The sequence below is a fragment of the Flavobacterium sp. P21 genome (assembly GCF_050632225.1).
Classification (GTDB): domain Bacteria; phylum Bacteroidota; class Bacteroidia; order Flavobacteriales; family Flavobacteriaceae; genus Flavobacterium.
In genome coordinates, this window is the sequence record NZ_CP192585.1 from 2531098 (window position 1) to 2547435 (window position 16338).

Annotated in this window: 18 protein-coding genes and 2 pseudogenes; 3 read left to right on the plus strand and 17 right to left on the minus strand. The window is 32.2% G+C overall.

Translation table 11 applies throughout. The annotated features are described in order from the left end of the window. Positions 1-26: 26 nt before the first annotated feature. The 4 genes from ACQ9BO_RS12555 to ACQ9BO_RS12570 form a co-directional block, all read right to left on the minus strand. A complete protein-coding gene (locus ACQ9BO_RS12555) occupies positions 27-389 on the minus strand; it encodes a hypothetical protein (RefSeq protein WP_431244950.1) in 363 nt (120 codons plus the stop codon). A gap of 521 nt (positions 390-910) precedes the next feature. Then, positions 911-1762: a ThuA domain-containing protein gene (locus ACQ9BO_RS12560; protein ID WP_431244951.1), complete on the minus strand. Its 852-nt coding sequence runs from the start codon at positions 1760-1762 to the stop codon at positions 911-913. A 13-nt stretch (positions 1763-1775) separates the two neighbouring features. Then, positions 1776-2165 carry a DUF1398 domain-containing protein gene (locus ACQ9BO_RS12565; RefSeq protein ID WP_431244952.1) on the minus strand — a complete coding sequence of 130 codons (390 nt, stop codon included), beginning with the start codon at positions 2163-2165 and terminating at the stop codon, positions 1776-1778. Between the two features lie 107 nt (positions 2166-2272). After that, complete coding sequence (locus ACQ9BO_RS12570) at positions 2273-3265, minus strand: alpha/beta fold hydrolase (protein WP_431244953.1); 993 nt, start codon at positions 3263-3265, stop codon at positions 2273-2275. 280 nt (positions 3266-3545) lie between these two features. Between ACQ9BO_RS12570 and ACQ9BO_RS12575 the strand changes: the two genes are divergently transcribed. Then, positions 3546-4238 (plus strand): hypothetical protein, encoded by a 693-nt coding sequence (locus ACQ9BO_RS12575; RefSeq protein WP_431244954.1) that lies wholly within the window; start codon positions 3546-3548, stop codon positions 4236-4238. A 1-nt stretch (position 4239) separates the two neighbouring features. Here the strand turns inward: ACQ9BO_RS12575 and ACQ9BO_RS12580 are convergent, their stop codons facing one another. From ACQ9BO_RS12580 to ACQ9BO_RS12640, 13 genes are all read right to left on the minus strand, one after another. After that, positions 4240-5076: a mechanosensitive ion channel family protein gene (locus tag ACQ9BO_RS12580; protein ID WP_431244955.1), complete on the minus strand. Its 837-nt coding sequence runs from the start codon at positions 5074-5076 to the stop codon at positions 4240-4242. An 88-nt stretch (positions 5077-5164) separates the two neighbouring features. Beyond that, entirely contained in the window at positions 5165-5602 is a 438-nt protein-coding gene (locus ACQ9BO_RS12585; protein ID WP_026982233.1) for an acyl-CoA thioesterase, read from the minus strand. A gap of 110 nt (positions 5603-5712) precedes the next feature. Next, complete coding sequence (locus ACQ9BO_RS12590) at positions 5713-6189, minus strand: DUF1203 domain-containing protein (RefSeq protein WP_431244956.1); 477 nt, start codon at positions 6187-6189, stop codon at positions 5713-5715. Between the two features lie 92 nt (positions 6190-6281). Beyond that, positions 6282-7052: a TlpA disulfide reductase family protein gene (locus ACQ9BO_RS12595; RefSeq protein WP_431244957.1), complete on the minus strand. Its 771-nt coding sequence runs from the start codon at positions 7050-7052 to the stop codon at positions 6282-6284. A 91-nt stretch (positions 7053-7143) separates the two neighbouring features. Further along, positions 7144-8019 (minus strand): nuclease-related domain-containing protein, encoded by an 876-nt coding sequence (locus tag ACQ9BO_RS12600; protein ID WP_431244958.1) that lies wholly within the window; start codon positions 8017-8019, stop codon positions 7144-7146. Between the two features lie 273 nt (positions 8020-8292). After that, positions 8293-8754 (minus strand): SRPBCC family protein, encoded by a 462-nt coding sequence (locus tag ACQ9BO_RS12605; protein WP_431244959.1) that lies wholly within the window; start codon positions 8752-8754, stop codon positions 8293-8295. A 41-nt stretch (positions 8755-8795) separates the two neighbouring features. After that, complete coding sequence (locus tag ACQ9BO_RS12610; protein ID WP_431244960.1) at positions 8796-8987, minus strand: cation:proton antiporter; 192 nt, start codon at positions 8985-8987, stop codon at positions 8796-8798. 17 nt (positions 8988-9004) lie between these two features. Next, positions 9005-10063, minus strand: coding sequence for a cation:proton antiporter (locus ACQ9BO_RS12615; RefSeq protein ID WP_431244961.1), 1059 nt, complete (start codon positions 10061-10063; stop codon positions 9005-9007). A 186-nt stretch (positions 10064-10249) separates the two neighbouring features. Continuing rightward, positions 10250-10618, minus strand: coding sequence for a hypothetical protein (locus ACQ9BO_RS12620; protein ID WP_431244962.1), 369 nt, complete (start codon positions 10616-10618; stop codon positions 10250-10252). A gap of 273 nt (positions 10619-10891) precedes the next feature. Continuing rightward, entirely contained in the window at positions 10892-11332 is a 441-nt protein-coding gene (locus ACQ9BO_RS12625) for a hypothetical protein (RefSeq protein ID WP_431244963.1), read from the minus strand. Between the two features lie 346 nt (positions 11333-11678). Further along, positions 11679-11837: a hypothetical protein gene (locus ACQ9BO_RS12630; RefSeq protein ID WP_431244964.1), complete on the minus strand. Its 159-nt coding sequence runs from the start codon at positions 11835-11837 to the stop codon at positions 11679-11681. Between the two features lie 185 nt (positions 11838-12022). Next, on the minus strand, positions 12023-12256 hold the full coding sequence (locus tag ACQ9BO_RS12635; protein WP_431244965.1) for a hypothetical protein: 234 nt from the start codon (positions 12254-12256) through the stop codon (positions 12023-12025). 29 nt (positions 12257-12285) lie between these two features. Beyond that, a complete protein-coding gene (locus ACQ9BO_RS12640) occupies positions 12286-12648 on the minus strand; it encodes a hypothetical protein (protein ID WP_431244966.1) in 363 nt (120 codons plus the stop codon). A gap of 501 nt (positions 12649-13149) precedes the next feature. Here ACQ9BO_RS12640 and dnaK point away from each other — a divergent pair. Further along, positions 13150-15037: pseudogene (gene dnaK, locus ACQ9BO_RS12645) on the plus strand (molecular chaperone DnaK). A 205-nt stretch (positions 15038-15242) separates the two neighbouring features. Then, a pseudogene (gene corA, locus ACQ9BO_RS12650) lies at positions 15243-16317 on the plus strand (magnesium/cobalt transporter CorA). The last annotated feature ends 21 nt before the right edge of the window (positions 16318-16338 follow it).

Below are 16338 nucleotides of genomic sequence, written 5' to 3' on the forward strand. Positions count from 1 at the left end.
TATATTTTTAATACACTTTTTAATCATCAATCTGCGAAAGCCTGACCGTAAAAAATTAAAAAAGTATTGTTTGTTTTGTTGTATCGCAAGCATTCCCAATTGTTGTAAACAGCACTTGTAGCCAAACAAAGTGTATTTGCAAGGTTCGTTTTTGACACATTTTTAGCAAAGCATCCATCTTTTAATGCAAAATCTTGCACTTTTGATATATCAGCAATTTTAACGGGAGAATATTCTAAATAAGTTTCAATACTTTTTGTTAAGTAATTTTCATTGCTAACTAAAAATTCATCTGCAAATTGATAATCTAATGTTCCAAAAGAATAGAAATCGCAATCTGCATCTTTTAAACCATTTATGACTTTTATGTCTTTATATAATGCGAGCATATACAGCAGTTTTTTCATTATAGAGTATAAACGAAATTTTCACATTGAGTTTGTCATAAACAACAAAGACAAAATCATTGCTGTTTTCCATAAATAGACTTCCTTTTGCAACAAAAAGTAATTCATAATTGAGATTCTTTTTGAAAAAAGATTTTTGCTCTTCATTTAATTTTTCAATTAATTTATTATGAATGCTTAAGAAAACCTTTTTTCTGAAAGTCGTTTCAAATTTTCCTTTTGTCTAGATATACGATCAGCATCTTCGGGATTATCAAATGTCGAAGTTTGATAATCTAACGTATCAGATTCATTTTTTTGCTAATTACTTTTGCCGATGTTTCTTTTTTTAGATTATCTGTTTTGTCAGTTTTGTTTTCCTGTTGTTTCGAATTACAAGAAATCAATAATAGTGTAAAAAGAATTATCGCAATTTTATTTTTCATTAAATTATATGGTAATTGGTTTAAAAATTTCTTCAAAATTTGTGATTGAAGACAGTTTGTTTGACATTTTGAAATTATTTATTTTTTTGATTTTCCAAACAAAAGCAAAGCATTCAAAATCACTTTGTTTTGTGTTTCGTTTTCAAAGGAGTACGAAAGGGTTTTGTTGGTTTTGCCTTCATAATCAATATCATTATGACCCATATTTACATACATCATCTTGTATTTTTTGTTTGTCCAAACAACTGGATAATACCCGCTGTGCCAGATTTCATGAGCTTTTGGGCCAGTTCCTAAAGGAAAACTGCTTTCATCGATCGCCAAAAGGATTTTGATGTCTGGATTTTTTGTCAAATCATTGCTCCATCTGTACCATTCATTTGGTTGCGATTTAAAGGTTTTCGGAATATTTTTAGTTATTGGATCTTGATTCTCAACTCTCAAAATGGCCGATGTTGGTCGCCAAGTATTGCTTCCGTATTCGCCAGAACCTAAAAAAGTATTGTGATACCAATCCCAGTTTTGAGGATATGACGAATCATTCAAGGCAAAAGCCGAAAAGTGAAATCCAATAAAACCGCCTCCGTTTTCCATATATTTTTGGAAAGCTTCACGTTGCGCTGGAGTTTCTGGTCGAGTGTCTAAAAACAACACAACTTGATATTTTGCCAAAAATTTTGCATTCAAATTGTCCCAATTGCTTGTAGAATCGTATTCAAAATGATTTTCTTCAGCAACTTTTGGAAACCATTTATTGGCTTCATGCACAAAACTAATGTGTGCTTGATCATTTTTGGCCGTGTAAAAAGCAATTACCTTAAACTTAGTTTTTTCTTTCTTATGTTGTGAAAAGGCTGTAAAACAAACCAACAAAAGAGCAATTAAAATATTTGTTTTGAAAACTGAATTTATTCTCTTGAAAATCTTCATATCTATTAAAAAATTAACTTGGGATTTTTTCGATTAAAATTTCGTTTTCCGCACTGTCAAAATAGGTGCAAGTCATTTCGATAATATCAACGCGCCATTTTGCAATACCGCATTGTCCGCAATGATTGCAAAAAGTGAGATAATCGGTTTCTCCATGCTGATGTTTTACCAAAAATTCGATAAAAAGTTCTTTGTTGACAGATGAAGCGACTGAAATGGTGCCGTATTTTTCATCTGAAGAAACAGAATAATTGTTCACGCCAAAATATTCTGCATGTCCATCATTCACGTAAGTATCATAGCCTTTTACGCCTAGAATAATTAAATCTTGTATATAATTTGGAAAATCTGCTCCGCTTTTTACTTTAGCATGTGCGTCTTTTATTTGTTCGATTGTAAACATAGTTTATGGTTTTAAATTAGTTATTATAAAAGTTTTCGCCACGAATTCACGAATTTTTATTTAAGAATTAATTTAAAATAATTCGTGAATTCGTGGCTATTAAAAAATTATTCTTTCAAAAATACGATTAATGGTTTTATAAATTGATCAAAAGATTCAATATGTGGCAAATGTCCTGTATTTGGAATTTCAACCAGTTTTGAGTTCGGGATTGCTTTTTGAGTTCGTTTTCCTAATTCAGCATAATTTCCCATTGTTGCTTGAATGTCTTCAGAAACTAAGGGTTTTCCTAAAGCCGTTTTGTCTCTTGTTCCAATGATTAAAAGAGTAGGAACCTGAATGTTTTTGAATTCATATAAAACTGGTTGCGTAAAAATCATTTCGTACAAAAGCGCCGAATTCCAAGCTACTTTGTCATATTCAGGATCGGTTGTCCAACCCGCGCTGAGTTCGGCCCATTTTTGGTAATCGGCATTCCATTTTCCGTTATAGTAATTGGCCATTTGGTAATTTTTAATCGACTGAAAGTTTTGTTTTTGCTCCGATTCGTACCACCAATCAACGGGTTTGTATGGAACGACTAATTTCCAGTCTTCCAAGCCAATTGGATTTTCGAGAACTAATTTTTCAGTCATTTCTGGATACATCAAAGCAAATCGTGTTGCCAACATGCCACCCATCGAATGACCAAGAATAGTAGCTTTTCCAATTCCAAGATGATCCAATAATTTTTTAGTGTTTTCTGCCAATTGCTGAAAAGTATATTGAAAATTATCTGGTTTTGATGATTTTCCAAAACCAATTTGATCCGGAACAATAACGCGGTAACCTGCGGCATTTAATGCTTTTATAGTAGTTTCCCAATAAGCTCCGTTAAAATTTTTTCCGTGAAGCAGTACGACATTTTTGTTGTTATAGTTTTCCGGAACAACGTCCATATAAAACATTTGCATGTATTGACGCTGATTGTTTAATTCTAAAAAATGAACAGGGAATGGATATTCGTAATTGGTCAAATTAATATCTAAGGCTTTAACATTGACATCTTGCGAAGAGGCCAAAAAAGGGAATAAGAACAATAAGAGCTTTGCAATTTTCATTTTTGAGCTGATTATATGTTGGAAGCATAAAATTACCGTTAACCAATTTGAAATGCAAAGAATTGGGTCTTAAAGTTATCAGAAAAAAGCTTTCAAAATGGTTTGCTGATTTTTATTGCTAATTATCGATGATTTATTGAAATTTTATCGATTAAATGATGCTGATTTTGAAAATAATGCATTTTGACGAGTAATGTTACACTTCAGAGGACTTCTTTTATTAACAGGAAAATAGTATGTAATTTAGTATCAGAAAGTTGTAAGCTAAAAAAATAGTATTATGAAAAAAACGATACTTTTATTCCTGCTCACAGTCCCCACATTTGCCCAAGAACTCAATACATTTGATTTCGCCGTTATAAATTCAACCTTAATTTCTGCAAATATCGATCTTGATAAAGGCCGAAGCGTTGTTGCGACCAACAAAGATCAATATTCGGCTTATTTTCAGTATGCTTTTAATATGTGCGATGACGATATTATTTTTGGCGCTGGAATTGACAAGTCAGAAATTGACCGGACTTACATTGGCTACATCGGAAAAATTTGCGGAAAATTCAGAGCCACGATTGGAGTTGGTTATCTGGAATCGCGGAGTGGTTACGACGGAACTTTTACAGGTTTTAGCATTTCATGGCATTTTTCTGAAAACACTTACATAGGCGGAAATCTAGAAAATCTTCATTCAACAAGTGTGGATTACGAAACCGATGAAAGTTTTGATTATTATAAAAAATTAGTTCCGAAGGTTTTTGGAAGCTATGAAATTATTCCACATGTGATTGCTTTTGGACAATTGAGTTCGAGAGTGAATGATATTGCCTTGAAATATCAAGTTCGCCGATTTTCTGCTGGCGGATTTTATTCTGGACATTCAGTAGGAGGGATTTTCGGAACTGTAAATGTTGGCCGATTTGCCATTTCCTGTAGTACGACTTTTGAGAAAGTAAACTTTGGATTAAAGTTTGAGTAAATTACTGTTTAATTGTCACGACTCGTTGCGGATAAGGAATATCGATTTTGGCTTCATCAAAACGTTTTTTAATGCTTTGAAGCAAATCACAATACATTACAAATCCGTCTGTAGAGTTTTTTGCCCATGCCCACGCTTTTAAATTTACGCTAGAATCTGCCAGTGCCACAACGCGCGCGATAACTAACGGTGTGTTTTGCTTTTTGGCTTCGGCAGTTCTTGTGTCTATAAAAAATGGATGTTTGGCGATTTCATCTTTCATAATTTCCAATGCTTTTTCGACATCAGAATCATAACCAATTCCGATTTCTATGATTTTACAGCATTTGGTATCATGCATGTTGGTATTCACGATAATTTGATTGCTTATGACTGAATTTGGAATAATAATTCTATTATTTTCAGCATCTTTGAGAACCACTTGCCTTAAATTGATATCTTCAACTGTTCCGACAAAATTGTTGATTGTGATTTTGTCGTTGATTTTGAAAGGTTTGAAAATAACTAAAAATATTCCGCTAACAATATTGCTTAACGCTTGTTGAGAAGCCAAACCTGCAACGAGTGAAATAACACCGGCACCGGCTAAAAATGAATGTCCAATGATTTTAAATTCAGGAATTTGGATTAAAGCAAAAGCAAATCCGAGAATATAAATTACAGTTATGACTAAGTGTTTTAAGAATCTAAACCCCGTTGGATCAAATTCTTTGTCGCTCAATTTTCGATATAAAAAATAGCGAAGAATTTTATCTGTCAAAGCGCCCAAAACAATCGTTACAAGAGCGATAATAACAATGAAGAATAAAATTCTAAAGTCTTTTATGTAATCAATCATAAGTGTTTTGATTTTGAGAAAAAAATCCAAAAAACAAATTTAATATTGCTTTTTGGATTTTATAAAGTTAAGACAAATAATTTTGTTTTTACAGTCCAACAAAATCATCGCTTTTTGGGAAAATGCTCAACGCTTCAATTGCGATTTCTGGCGTTGGCGAAGCTAGTTTTCTAAGTTTTGTGTCCATCCACGCGCCATCAACAGTAATGGTTGCGCAAAGTGTATCATCTTCTCTTCTAAATTCGTGAATGATAGACCAGCGAGAAGCATCGGCTTTCATTTTTGAAGTTTTAGTATGAATGAATATTTTGTCTGAAAGTTTTAATTCTTTTCTGAAAACACATTCTTCTCTGAACAAAACCGGTCCAAAACCTTGTGTCTGCATCACTCTTAAAGTCAAACCTAATTCTTCAAGGATTTCAATACGATGCTGTGCGCCAAAATCGTAATAAGCACTGTGACGAACGTGAAAATTTGGGTCTAAATCTGACCAACGAAAAGAAATTTCTTTAATAAATGAAGCCATTTTTAATATAGTATTTTATTGAAAAACCGAAATTACGAATAAAAAATAAACGAATAGCATGAAATTGTTATGCATGCATATTTTTTTGTTTTTCTATAAAAGAAATATTTTCATTTTACTCTTTCAACTAGACAGTTATAACAGCCAGGTTTTGCATTATGAATATGGATGTAATCTATTTTTTCGTTTTCAAAAGACTTAAAAATCTGCTCCTTAAGAGTATTTCCTTCTATTACAACTGCCTCCTTCATTATGCCGTTTTTGTCATAACTACGGAGTGAAAGTAATCTATGATTTAGCATTGTTGGTATTTCGTTGTTTTTAAATAGTGGTGTAGTGGCTCTTTTTCGAACGAAAATGGGTCCGCTGGCTTGATAAGGCGAGTTTGTCTTGTGATGCTTATAGGGCAAGAGAATAACTTCTTCTCCTATTTCTGCATCTTCTAGACTTACTCTACAAGGAAATCCCGGAAATTTATCAACTGTCATTTTAATTGCACCAATTTTTTCTAGTTCTAAATCAGTTAATTCAAATAATCCTAAAAATTCAACATGATTTAAAGGAAGAATTTTAAAATTTGCTTTCATAGTTTTTTTAAGCAAAAATCACTTGTTTTAGAATATTAGAAAATCCAAATCTTGCTATTTTTGATTTATTTCAATAGATGTATTAGAATAAATTATTTTGCAAGCAATTTTTTGATTTCAGAGGCAATATTATCTAGATTTCCTTCAGCATTTCCTGTCGCCGTAAATTTTACAACTCCATTTTGATCAATCACGAAGTTTTTAGGAATTGAATTTGTAGCATAATCGTTCCAAATTTTTCGGTCGGCATCGATTCCGTAATTAAAATTCAGTCCGTCACCTTTAAGTTTAACAACTTTTTTTGCTACTATTTTTTCAGCTTCTCCACTTGAAATAGCTAAAAACACAAAATTATCGTTTTTGAATGGCTCTAGAATTTTTTCTGGAACATCATAAAATTCTTGAAGGCAAGGCGCGCACCAAGTTGCCCAAAAATTGACAAGAACCACTTTTCCTTTTAAATCGGAAAGTTTTATTTCTTTACCATCAACTAGTTTCAAGGTAAAATCTTTGGCTTTGTCGTTTACATTCAGAAGATATTCGGGATTTTCTTTTTTGGCTATTTTTTCTGGTGTTGAACTACTATTTTCTGGTTTTGCAATGTCATAAATCTCGACCAAGCTTATAAACTCTTTATCTCCAATTTTATCTCCAAATTTTTTTGCAAATTCATTTCTTTTTTCTTCCGAAACACCATTTGACATTGATTTTATGCGCCCTTCTTTGCCATATTCTTCAAGTTGTTGCATGGTGATAATTTCATTGTTAGCTATGATTACTCTTTCAGGTTTTTTTGCAACTTTAGTTTGTGCGTAAAAGAATGGTGTAATTAACAAAAGAGTAAAACAAATTAATTTTTTCATGGGTTAGATTTTATAGTTTTTTGATAAATATAAGGCTTTTTAAAAGATGATATTTTAATTATAACTGTGCTTTAGAAAATCTTAACTATTGTTAATTGTTTAATTTAGAGTGAACTTGTTTCTGTTCGGAGAATTTTAGAAGGAAATCAGCGATTATTTCGGTTTCTTCAATAAGAAAGCTTGCGTCGAAGTATTTGATGTAAGGAAGCAATTCATCAACGGTGAGGATTTTTACAAATTCGAATTCCTCAACTGGTTTTTTGTTGGTAAAAACAATGATGTTTTTGATTGGCACTTTTCGATTTCCCCAATATTGCCGAGAAAAATCATTATTTAGTTTGCTTATTTGATTGTTGAATAATCTGAACAAAGCATAATTGGTTCTAAGGACTTGCTCCACAGGTGAGCGCAAATCAGGATTGTTTATAGAGTTATCGCTCCAGTTTTTTGTTTCAATTAAGAAAACTCCAGCAGGAGAAATCAATAAATGATCGATTTGAATCGAATGAATGTGATCGTGATTGTTTTTATTATAGATTGGCGGATCGAATGTGCGGCAAAAATCATTTATCAAAATGTAATCGTCGGTTAATTTTTTGAGCATGCTTTCAACTTTTTGCTCGCCAACTGCGCCGTAGATAGTATTGCTTAGCGTTTCTATTATTTCTTTTTTCTTTTCGAATGCTTGTAAATCGTAAAAACTGCTTTCGTTTACAACATTTTGGAAATTGGCAGAAATATACTCGAACCGTTTATTTTTTCGAAAAAGCTGTTTTTTTACCTGATAATTGAAAAGAAAGATGTTGTAATGAAATTTGAGCTGTGCCGACCAAAATTTCGTGCAGATAACAAGATTGAACCAATAGTCTTTTATTGTTGGGATAATTCTAGAATGGGTTTCCGGAAGGTTTTCAATTTGGTCATTAAAATTGTCGAGTTGCTGTCTTAATTGCAGTTCGAGAACCATTTTTTTTGCGGAATTGAGGTATTTAATTCTGATAAGTCTTTCTCGAGCGCCGATTTTTCTTCTTCAATAAATAAAACATGATTGGAAATAATTTGCTCTTCATTGATTTGATGGTTTTTCCGAAAAATAATCAATTCATTCAACGAATGAAAATGGTCGATGTTATATCTGACTAAATCAAATTGTAAAGTATTGAGACATCCGATGGTATTGTAAACTCTGCACATTTTCTCTCTTCATTAATTACCATGCGATATAATTTATTTGAGATCTTTATAAGCTCATTTTCGATAATTCAACTTCAAGTTTGTCAAAGTTTTCTTCATTTTTATCGATAACGTAAGGTTTCAGTTTTTGGCATTCTTCGACAGTTTCAAAAAGCATTTTAAAAACGACTTTTGTTTTGTTTTCATCAACCGTTTCAAATGTTGTCAAAATTTGAAAAAGAGGTTTTGAATAACGTTTCCAAGCAATAAGATTGGGTCTGTCAATTTTTATGAATTCGCATTCATTTTCAAAATTTCCTCGTTCAGGGCCGTGCATTGTAAATTTCCATCTTCCGCCTTCGCGAAAATCAAATTCGTAAAAAGTATTGGTAAAGCCTTTTGGTCCCCACCAATTTTTCAAATGATCAGGATCACTCCAAGCTTTAAAAACCAGTTCTTGAGGAAAATTCAGAACTCGGGTTGTAACAATTTCTGATTCTGGCGTGGTTGCGGTAATTTCTGATTTCATTTTATTTTTATTTGATAGATTAAAAATAAAACAATTATCTCTTAATGCTGTTTTTCTTTCAAAGAATTTATTTTTTTAACAATCCAAGGCAACGTAAGTCCTTGCCCGATAATGGTTATCAATACCACTGCTACCGAAATAAAAATTATAGCATTTCGTTCCGGAAAAGGAGTTCCGTCTTCTAAAAATTTAGGTAAACCCAGAGCAATTGCGAGCGAGACAATGCCTCGCATTCCAGACCAACTTATAATTAAGCTATTGCCAAAATCAAGCAACGCATGCTCACTGACTTTTCGTTTTCTTTTTTGTTCTTTTGAAAAGCCTTCTGCAGATTCTTCTTTTGGAAAAATACCCTTGTCATTCTAGTTAGGAGTGCGATGATTGTAATTATTACAGCATAACCAATGTATGGTAAAATCATGCCGTCATCAATATCTTTCAGAATGTATCGAAAATTGAGTCCAATTAAAATAAAGATCAATCCGTTGAGCAGAAAAATGATAACATCCCAAAGACTTCTAGCATTGTTTTTTAAATTTTCGGGCAAAATTTTGTTGCTGAAACGCGCCATTGCCAAACCTAAAATAACAACCGCAATTACGCCCGAAACATGCAAATGTTCTGCAACCAAATAAGTCACAAAAGGCATTAATAGCATAAAACTCACTGTGACGTTGATGTTGTCTCGAACTTTTTTCAGTATTAAAGCTAAAATTTTGCCCATTACAAAACCAACTAAGAATCCGCCACCAAGCAAGAAAATAAATTCGAATGTCGCTTTCCATATTATAAAGGCCGATCCCATAACGGCCGCTACTGCAAAACGATAAGCGACCAATGCTGATGCATCGTTTATAAGGCTTTCGCCTTCGAGTATGGTCAAAGTCTTTTCTGGAATATCAAGCCCTTTTGTAATATTTACTGCCGCAACGGCATCTGTTGCTGAAAGTATGGCACCAAGAACAAAAGATAAAGGCCAGCTCATGCCTGGAATCATATAATGTGAAACTACAGCTATCCAAAAAGTAGTCAGAAAAACTAATGGAATGGCTAATGTGCTGATAGTACTAAGGTTTGTTTTGAAATGTTTTGGCGAAATATTAAACGATGCATCATACAATAACGGAGGCAAAAATATCAAGAAAATAATTTCGGGATTGATTTCGATTTCATTCATTGTCGGAATAAAACCGATGGCAACTCCAACAATGACCAAAAGAATAGGATAGGGCAGTTTTGATTTTTCAGCAAAAGCAGAAAGACCAATTACAATGGCTAATATGAAAATGATTATGGTGTAGTTTTCCATTGTGTAGATGTGCTAATATTTACCTATCCAGTTGTTATTTTTGGTTGCATAATTCTTAAAAATGAATTTTACTTATTTCAAATATAAATTTCGGCGTTTTTCCATTATGCACAATTTTCCAAGTAAACCATCTTTAAATTCAGCCAAATGCCCAGCTTGCTTGTAGCGTGTGTTAGCAGAATTATCTTAAGGTTTATTATGTATTCCTCCAAATATTTCACTACCAGTAAATCGAAAAAAACGTTTACAATCATTAGTCATTTTCATGTATGCTAGTTTTTCTTCACTATCTATAAAATTGTTTTTAGTTTTGTCTATTTTTTTCAACATATTATTGAAAAATTCTGTTCCATCTTCATTTTTATCAACAGGGATTTTAAAAGTATATCCTTCTAATAAATTATTTTCAAATCGTAAAACATAAAACACTGTTTTTATTGATGAAAGCACTTGAGTTTTTTCATGAAACTCTATTATAAATACTTCATTCGAGATAATTGTTTTTTTGAATTTTGATTTATCTCTAAAATTGAAACCTTTTGCTGAAGTATCCAAATCGAATTTTTTAATGTTTAACTCGCTAAAATCGAATTTACATTCTGATTTATTCATGCAAAAAGACAATAAAATAGATAAGAGAAAAATTTTCATAAGGTTAATTTTAGCATTTAGTTTGGCGATATTTCTGCTAACGTTCTCGTGCTTGGCGAAGGTTGCGAAGTTCAGAACTGCTTATTTTCTGTTAAAGATAAAATTTCTTGCGAGACGTAAACGTGATTTTACCGCTAAATTTGTAATATCGCCAAACGCATGTTGTTCTTTCGCATTTTAATAATGTCGTTCAACTTCTTCTGTTGATTTTACAATATTTCCATCGTTAGTATCTACCAAAATAGTTGAAGACATACCATCTCCATTTTTCATTATCCATTTTCTTATTTGCCAATAGGATTTATTTTCAATTACCACCAAATCTATTTCAATGTCGGGCATTACGTAATTTTGTTTTTTTGCGATCTCGATCGCCGTTGTGTATGGCACATTGAATAAGGAATCAAAATTTGTTGTTTTTTTCAAGTTTCCATTTTCAAGATAAAATTTCCAATTGCCAATGCATATCAATTCTTCTTTTGTAAATGTGCCTTCTTCCTTAATATTTCCATTTGGATAGAATTGTCTCCAGTAAAATAGCTTGGTCAGTCTATCTTCTAAAACTTCAAAATGTTTATATCCTGATTTATACTTTTCTGTAACTATAGTGAAATTCAAACTATCCTTAATCTGTCTTTTCTCTTGACTTACTAGTGTATCAATGACACTGTAAACTTGAATATAAAGTGGCCCTCTGAAAAGAATTTCACTTTTTATATTTTTTTGATGTTTGTGAAAAACACAAAGATGGAAGAATTAAGGATATCAATATTTTTTTCATTCGAGTGGTGTTTAATGTGACACACAACGCGACGCTACAAGTAGTTTGCGAGTTTTGAAACTGAGTATTTTGGTTTAACGAAAATACGATGAAAAACCGTTAATTCCACTAAATTCGCAAATCGTTTGTAATGATTGTTGGCAGTAGTTTTTTATTTAGTTACATTTTTCCATTCTTAAAGTTTCATTTCCAAATTTGCCACCATTTTAGTTTTTTCGAATCTTCTTTTTCAACTTCTTTTTCAACTTCTTTTTTAATAATTTGTGTTTTAAGTTCAGGTTTGACTTCAGATTTTACAGTATTTGTTTTTTCATTTTCGATTGCTTTAAAGTGTAAAATCATTTTTAAATAATCTTCTTCATTAATCGGATAAATAATATATTGTTTTTCATCAACTCTTTTGGCTTTAGGTGATATATAATTGACAAATTCTAAGTAAGAAACTTTAATTAATATTTCTCCGACTTTATTTAAAACTACATAATCTACATTATTAAGTAAAACTTTAAAATTAGGAAGTATTACAGTTAATTTTTTTCACCTTCTTCTGGAAAATCCATTATTTTAACAGAAGGAAATTCAATTCCTTCTTCGGTGTCTTCTAAGTATTGAATTTTTCGAACTTCTTCGATTAATTGATCATTTAATGTTTCTTGTGAAGCACTATCAGTAGAAAGTTTATCAATTATATATTTGCCTACATAATAATGTCTAATAGGTCCCATAAAAGCTAAGACTACATCTTCACCTTCGTGAATCATTTGAATAAAAGAATCAATTCCTAAATGTTTTACACTTTCAATCCAATCTGAATTATATTTTTTTCAAATTCAGTTAAGTTTAATTCTGAATCAAATTCCGGATCGATTAATGAATCATTTAATTCTGCTAAGGCTAAAGTAATTTTTGTGGCTAATAAATAATCATCTTTAGTAGCTCCAACATTTATTTCTACGTCATATTTTTCAGAATTAGTTGTTAATGCAACACCTCTAGAAGAAAGTTTTGGTAAATAGAATTTTGAATATCCATTTACAATGTCATTTAGATTTACTCCAAATGATACTTTTGTTTCTTTCTGCAAGTATTTATTTTCTAATAATTGATGGAACGAAATTTTATTTTTATTCTTTATTGAAAAGTGAAAACTCATTATATCGTCATTTTTTGCTTTATTGTCACAAACTAGTTTATATGCCTTACTTTGTAGCAAGTATACGGATATATGCGCTATAAAATAGCTTTTTCTTGTATTGCTAAAATATAAAATAATAGCTACAAATCATCAAAAGAACTTTTTATTTATTGTATATTCTTTGTACTTACATGCGTAAATTTCTGCAGTTTTACTGCTATTGTGTCCAAAAAGTTCTTGAATGTCCAATTATTTTAAACATCAGAATGCACCAGCTCTGATAGAAATCATAATAAAAAAAAGGTCATAAAGCTTCGGGAGCAGGAACCAGTTTCTTATTAATGACATACTTAAGGCCTATGTGGCACATATGTCAGTCTTAAAAAATGTCATGTTGGCAGATGAATTTTAAGCCTCGACAGTAAAACTGACAATTTTATTTGGTTTTTTATATTGGCACAAAGATTGACTTATGCCACATGAGTTTAAAAATTAAATCAAAAATTAAATATATAAAAAATGGGTAAAATAATCGGAATTGACTTAGGTACGACGAACTCTTGTGTTTCTGTAATGGAAGGTAACGAAGCAGTTGTTATCCCTAACGCAGAAGGAAAAAGAACTACACCATCTATCATCGCTTTTGTTGAAGGTGGAGAAATTAAAGTAGGTGATCCTGCAAAAAGACAAGCAGTAACGAATCCTACAAAAACGATTGCTTCTATTAAACGTTTTATGGGACACACTTTTGCTGAAACTGAAAATGAAGCAAAAAGAGTTCCTTACAGTGTTGTAAAAGGTGACAACAATACGCCACGTGTGGATATTGACGGTCGTTTATACACTGCTCAAGAATTGTCTGCAATGACACTTCAAAAAATGAAAAAAACTGCTGAAGACTATTTAGGTCAAACAGTAACTGAGGCAGTTATTACAGTTCCTGCTTACTTTAACGATGCGCAACGTCAAGCTACTAAAGAAGCTGGTGAAATCGCTGGTCTTAAAGTTATGCGTATCATCAACGAGCCAACTGCTCGCCGCACTTGCTTACGGATTAGATAAAAAAGGAAATGATCAAAAAATTGCTGTTTACGATTTAGGTGGAGGTACTTTTGATATCTCTGTTCTTGAATTAGGAGACGGTGTATTTGAAGTATTATCTACAAATGGAGATACTCACTTAGGAGGTGATGATTTTGACCAAGTTATTATTGACTGGTTAGCTGACGAATTCAAATCTGAAGAAGGAATTGATTTACGTTTAGATCCAATGTCATTACAGCGTTTGAAAGAAGTCGCTGAGAAAGCTAAGATTGAATTATCATCTTCTGCTGAAACAGAAATCAACTTACCATACGTAACTGCTACTGCTTCTGGACCAAAACACTTAGTTAAAAAATTATCTAGAGCTAAATTTGAGCAATTATCTGATTCTTTAGTAAAACGTTCTATGGAGCCAGTTGCTAAAGCATTAAAAGATGCAGGTTTATCTACATCTGATATCGACGAAGTAATCCTTGTAGGAGGTTCTACTCGTATGCCAAGAATCGCTGACGAAGTGGAGAAATTCTTCGGTAAAAAAGCATCTAAAGGTGTTAACCCTGATGAGGTTGTGGCTATTGGAGTCGCTATTCAAGGTGGAGTTTTATCTGGAGATGTAAAAGATGTATTGTTACTTGACGTAACACCTCTTTCTTTAGGTATCGAAACTATGGGTGGTGTATTGACTAAATTAATCGAGTCTAACACAACTATCCCAACTAAAAAATCTCAAGTATTCTCTACTGCCGCTGATTCTCAACCATCTGTTGAAATCCACGTATTACAAGGAGAAAGAGCAATGGTCGCTGATAACAAAACTATCGGTCGTTTCCACTTAGATGGTATTCCACCAGCACCAAGAGGAGTTCCTCAAATCGAAGTAACTTTCGATATCGATGCTAATGGTATCATCAAAGTTTCTGCTACTGATAAAGGAACAGGAAAATCTCACGATATCCGTATCGAAGCTTCTTCTGGATTAACAGCTGAAGAAATCGAAAAAATGAAAAAAGATGCTGAAGCTAACGCTGATGCTGACAGAATTGCAAAAGAAAGAGCTGAGAAATTAAACGAAGCTGACAGTACTATCTTCCAAACTGAATCTCAATTGAAAGAGTTAGGAGATAAATTGACAGACGATCAAAAAACAGCTATCGAATATGCTTTAACTGAATTGAGAATGGCTCACCAATCTCAAGATCTTGACGCAATCCAAAAAGGATTAGACAATGTAAATGCGACTTGGAAAACAGCTACAGAAGCAATGTACGCTCAAGGTGGTGACCAAGCAGGTCAACAAGCCGCTCCACAACAAGAGCAGTCTGGAGACAATGTTGAAGACGTTGAATTCGAAGAAGTAAAATAATTTACTCCGTAGAGACGCACTGCAGTGCGTCTTTACAATGAATATAAAAACCGAGTCAGAAATGGCTCGGTTTTTTTATATCTAATTTTTATTTAATGCAGAAGTACACTACCCTGAGTTCTACATTAAGGATTTCTACAAACTGACAATTGTCATTTCTCATTCCAAATCTTTTTCGTAATATTACTATTGTAAATTTTCATGAATGAGAAAGATTAAATACAAGAAAGGGCGCAAGTCATGAAGATATTACATTAGAGTATACAGGCACGCATAAAGAAAATGAAACTGAAATGCGGCTTTTTGTTTATAATGATGCAGATGTTATTGAATATGATAAATTTACGGTCCTAGCTTTAAATTCTTGTTTTGATTATACTAAAAACAATTGGCTAAATGTTCATGGCTTAAATGATATAAGTCTGCTTAAAATGATTGGAGCGCATTTTAAATTGGACGACTTTTTACTTGCCGATATTTTAAATACAACCAAAAGAACCAAATTAGAAGAACAACCAGAAATTTTATTTTTCAATATAAAATCGCTTTTGCCTTCTGAATATTCAGATAATATTAGTGTTGAGCAACTTAGTTTTATTTTGAAAGACGGGATACTGATTTCGTTTCAAGAAAAAAGAAGTGATTTCTTCACACACATCCGTGAACGTCTTCGCACACATGCAGGAATTGTTAGAACTAAAAAAGTCGATTATCTTCTGTATTTATTATTGGATGCCGTAATGGAAAATTTCTATATAACACTAGAAGATGAAGAAGATAAAGTGGAAGAATTGATCAATTTGACCAAAAAAGACGCAAAACCAATTATTCTTGAAAAAATTGAAAATCACCGCGATAATTTAAACTTCTTAAAACGTTCCATTGTACCATTAAGGGATTCTTTGTATTATTTAAAAACCATTAAAGATGATGAAGATGAAAACGGACTGATTCAGAAAGAAACGTTTAATTTCTTTATTAGGCTTCATCAAAAGAGTTTAGAGCTGTTAGAGCAGATAGAATCAGATATGAGCGCATTGGAAAGTGCATCAAACTTTTATTTCTCGGAACAAAGCCGAAAAATGAATGAAATTATGAAGACTTTGACCATTATTTCGGCAATATTTATTCCGTTGACTTTTATTGTAGGAGTGTATGGAATGAACTTTGAAAATATGCCTGAACTCAAAACTGAAAACGGCTATTTTATAGTTATGGGCGTAATGTTTTTGTTGGTGATAGCGCTGATAATATATTTCAAAAAAAGACGCTGGTTTTAGCGTTTTCTAATTTTAAAAGGG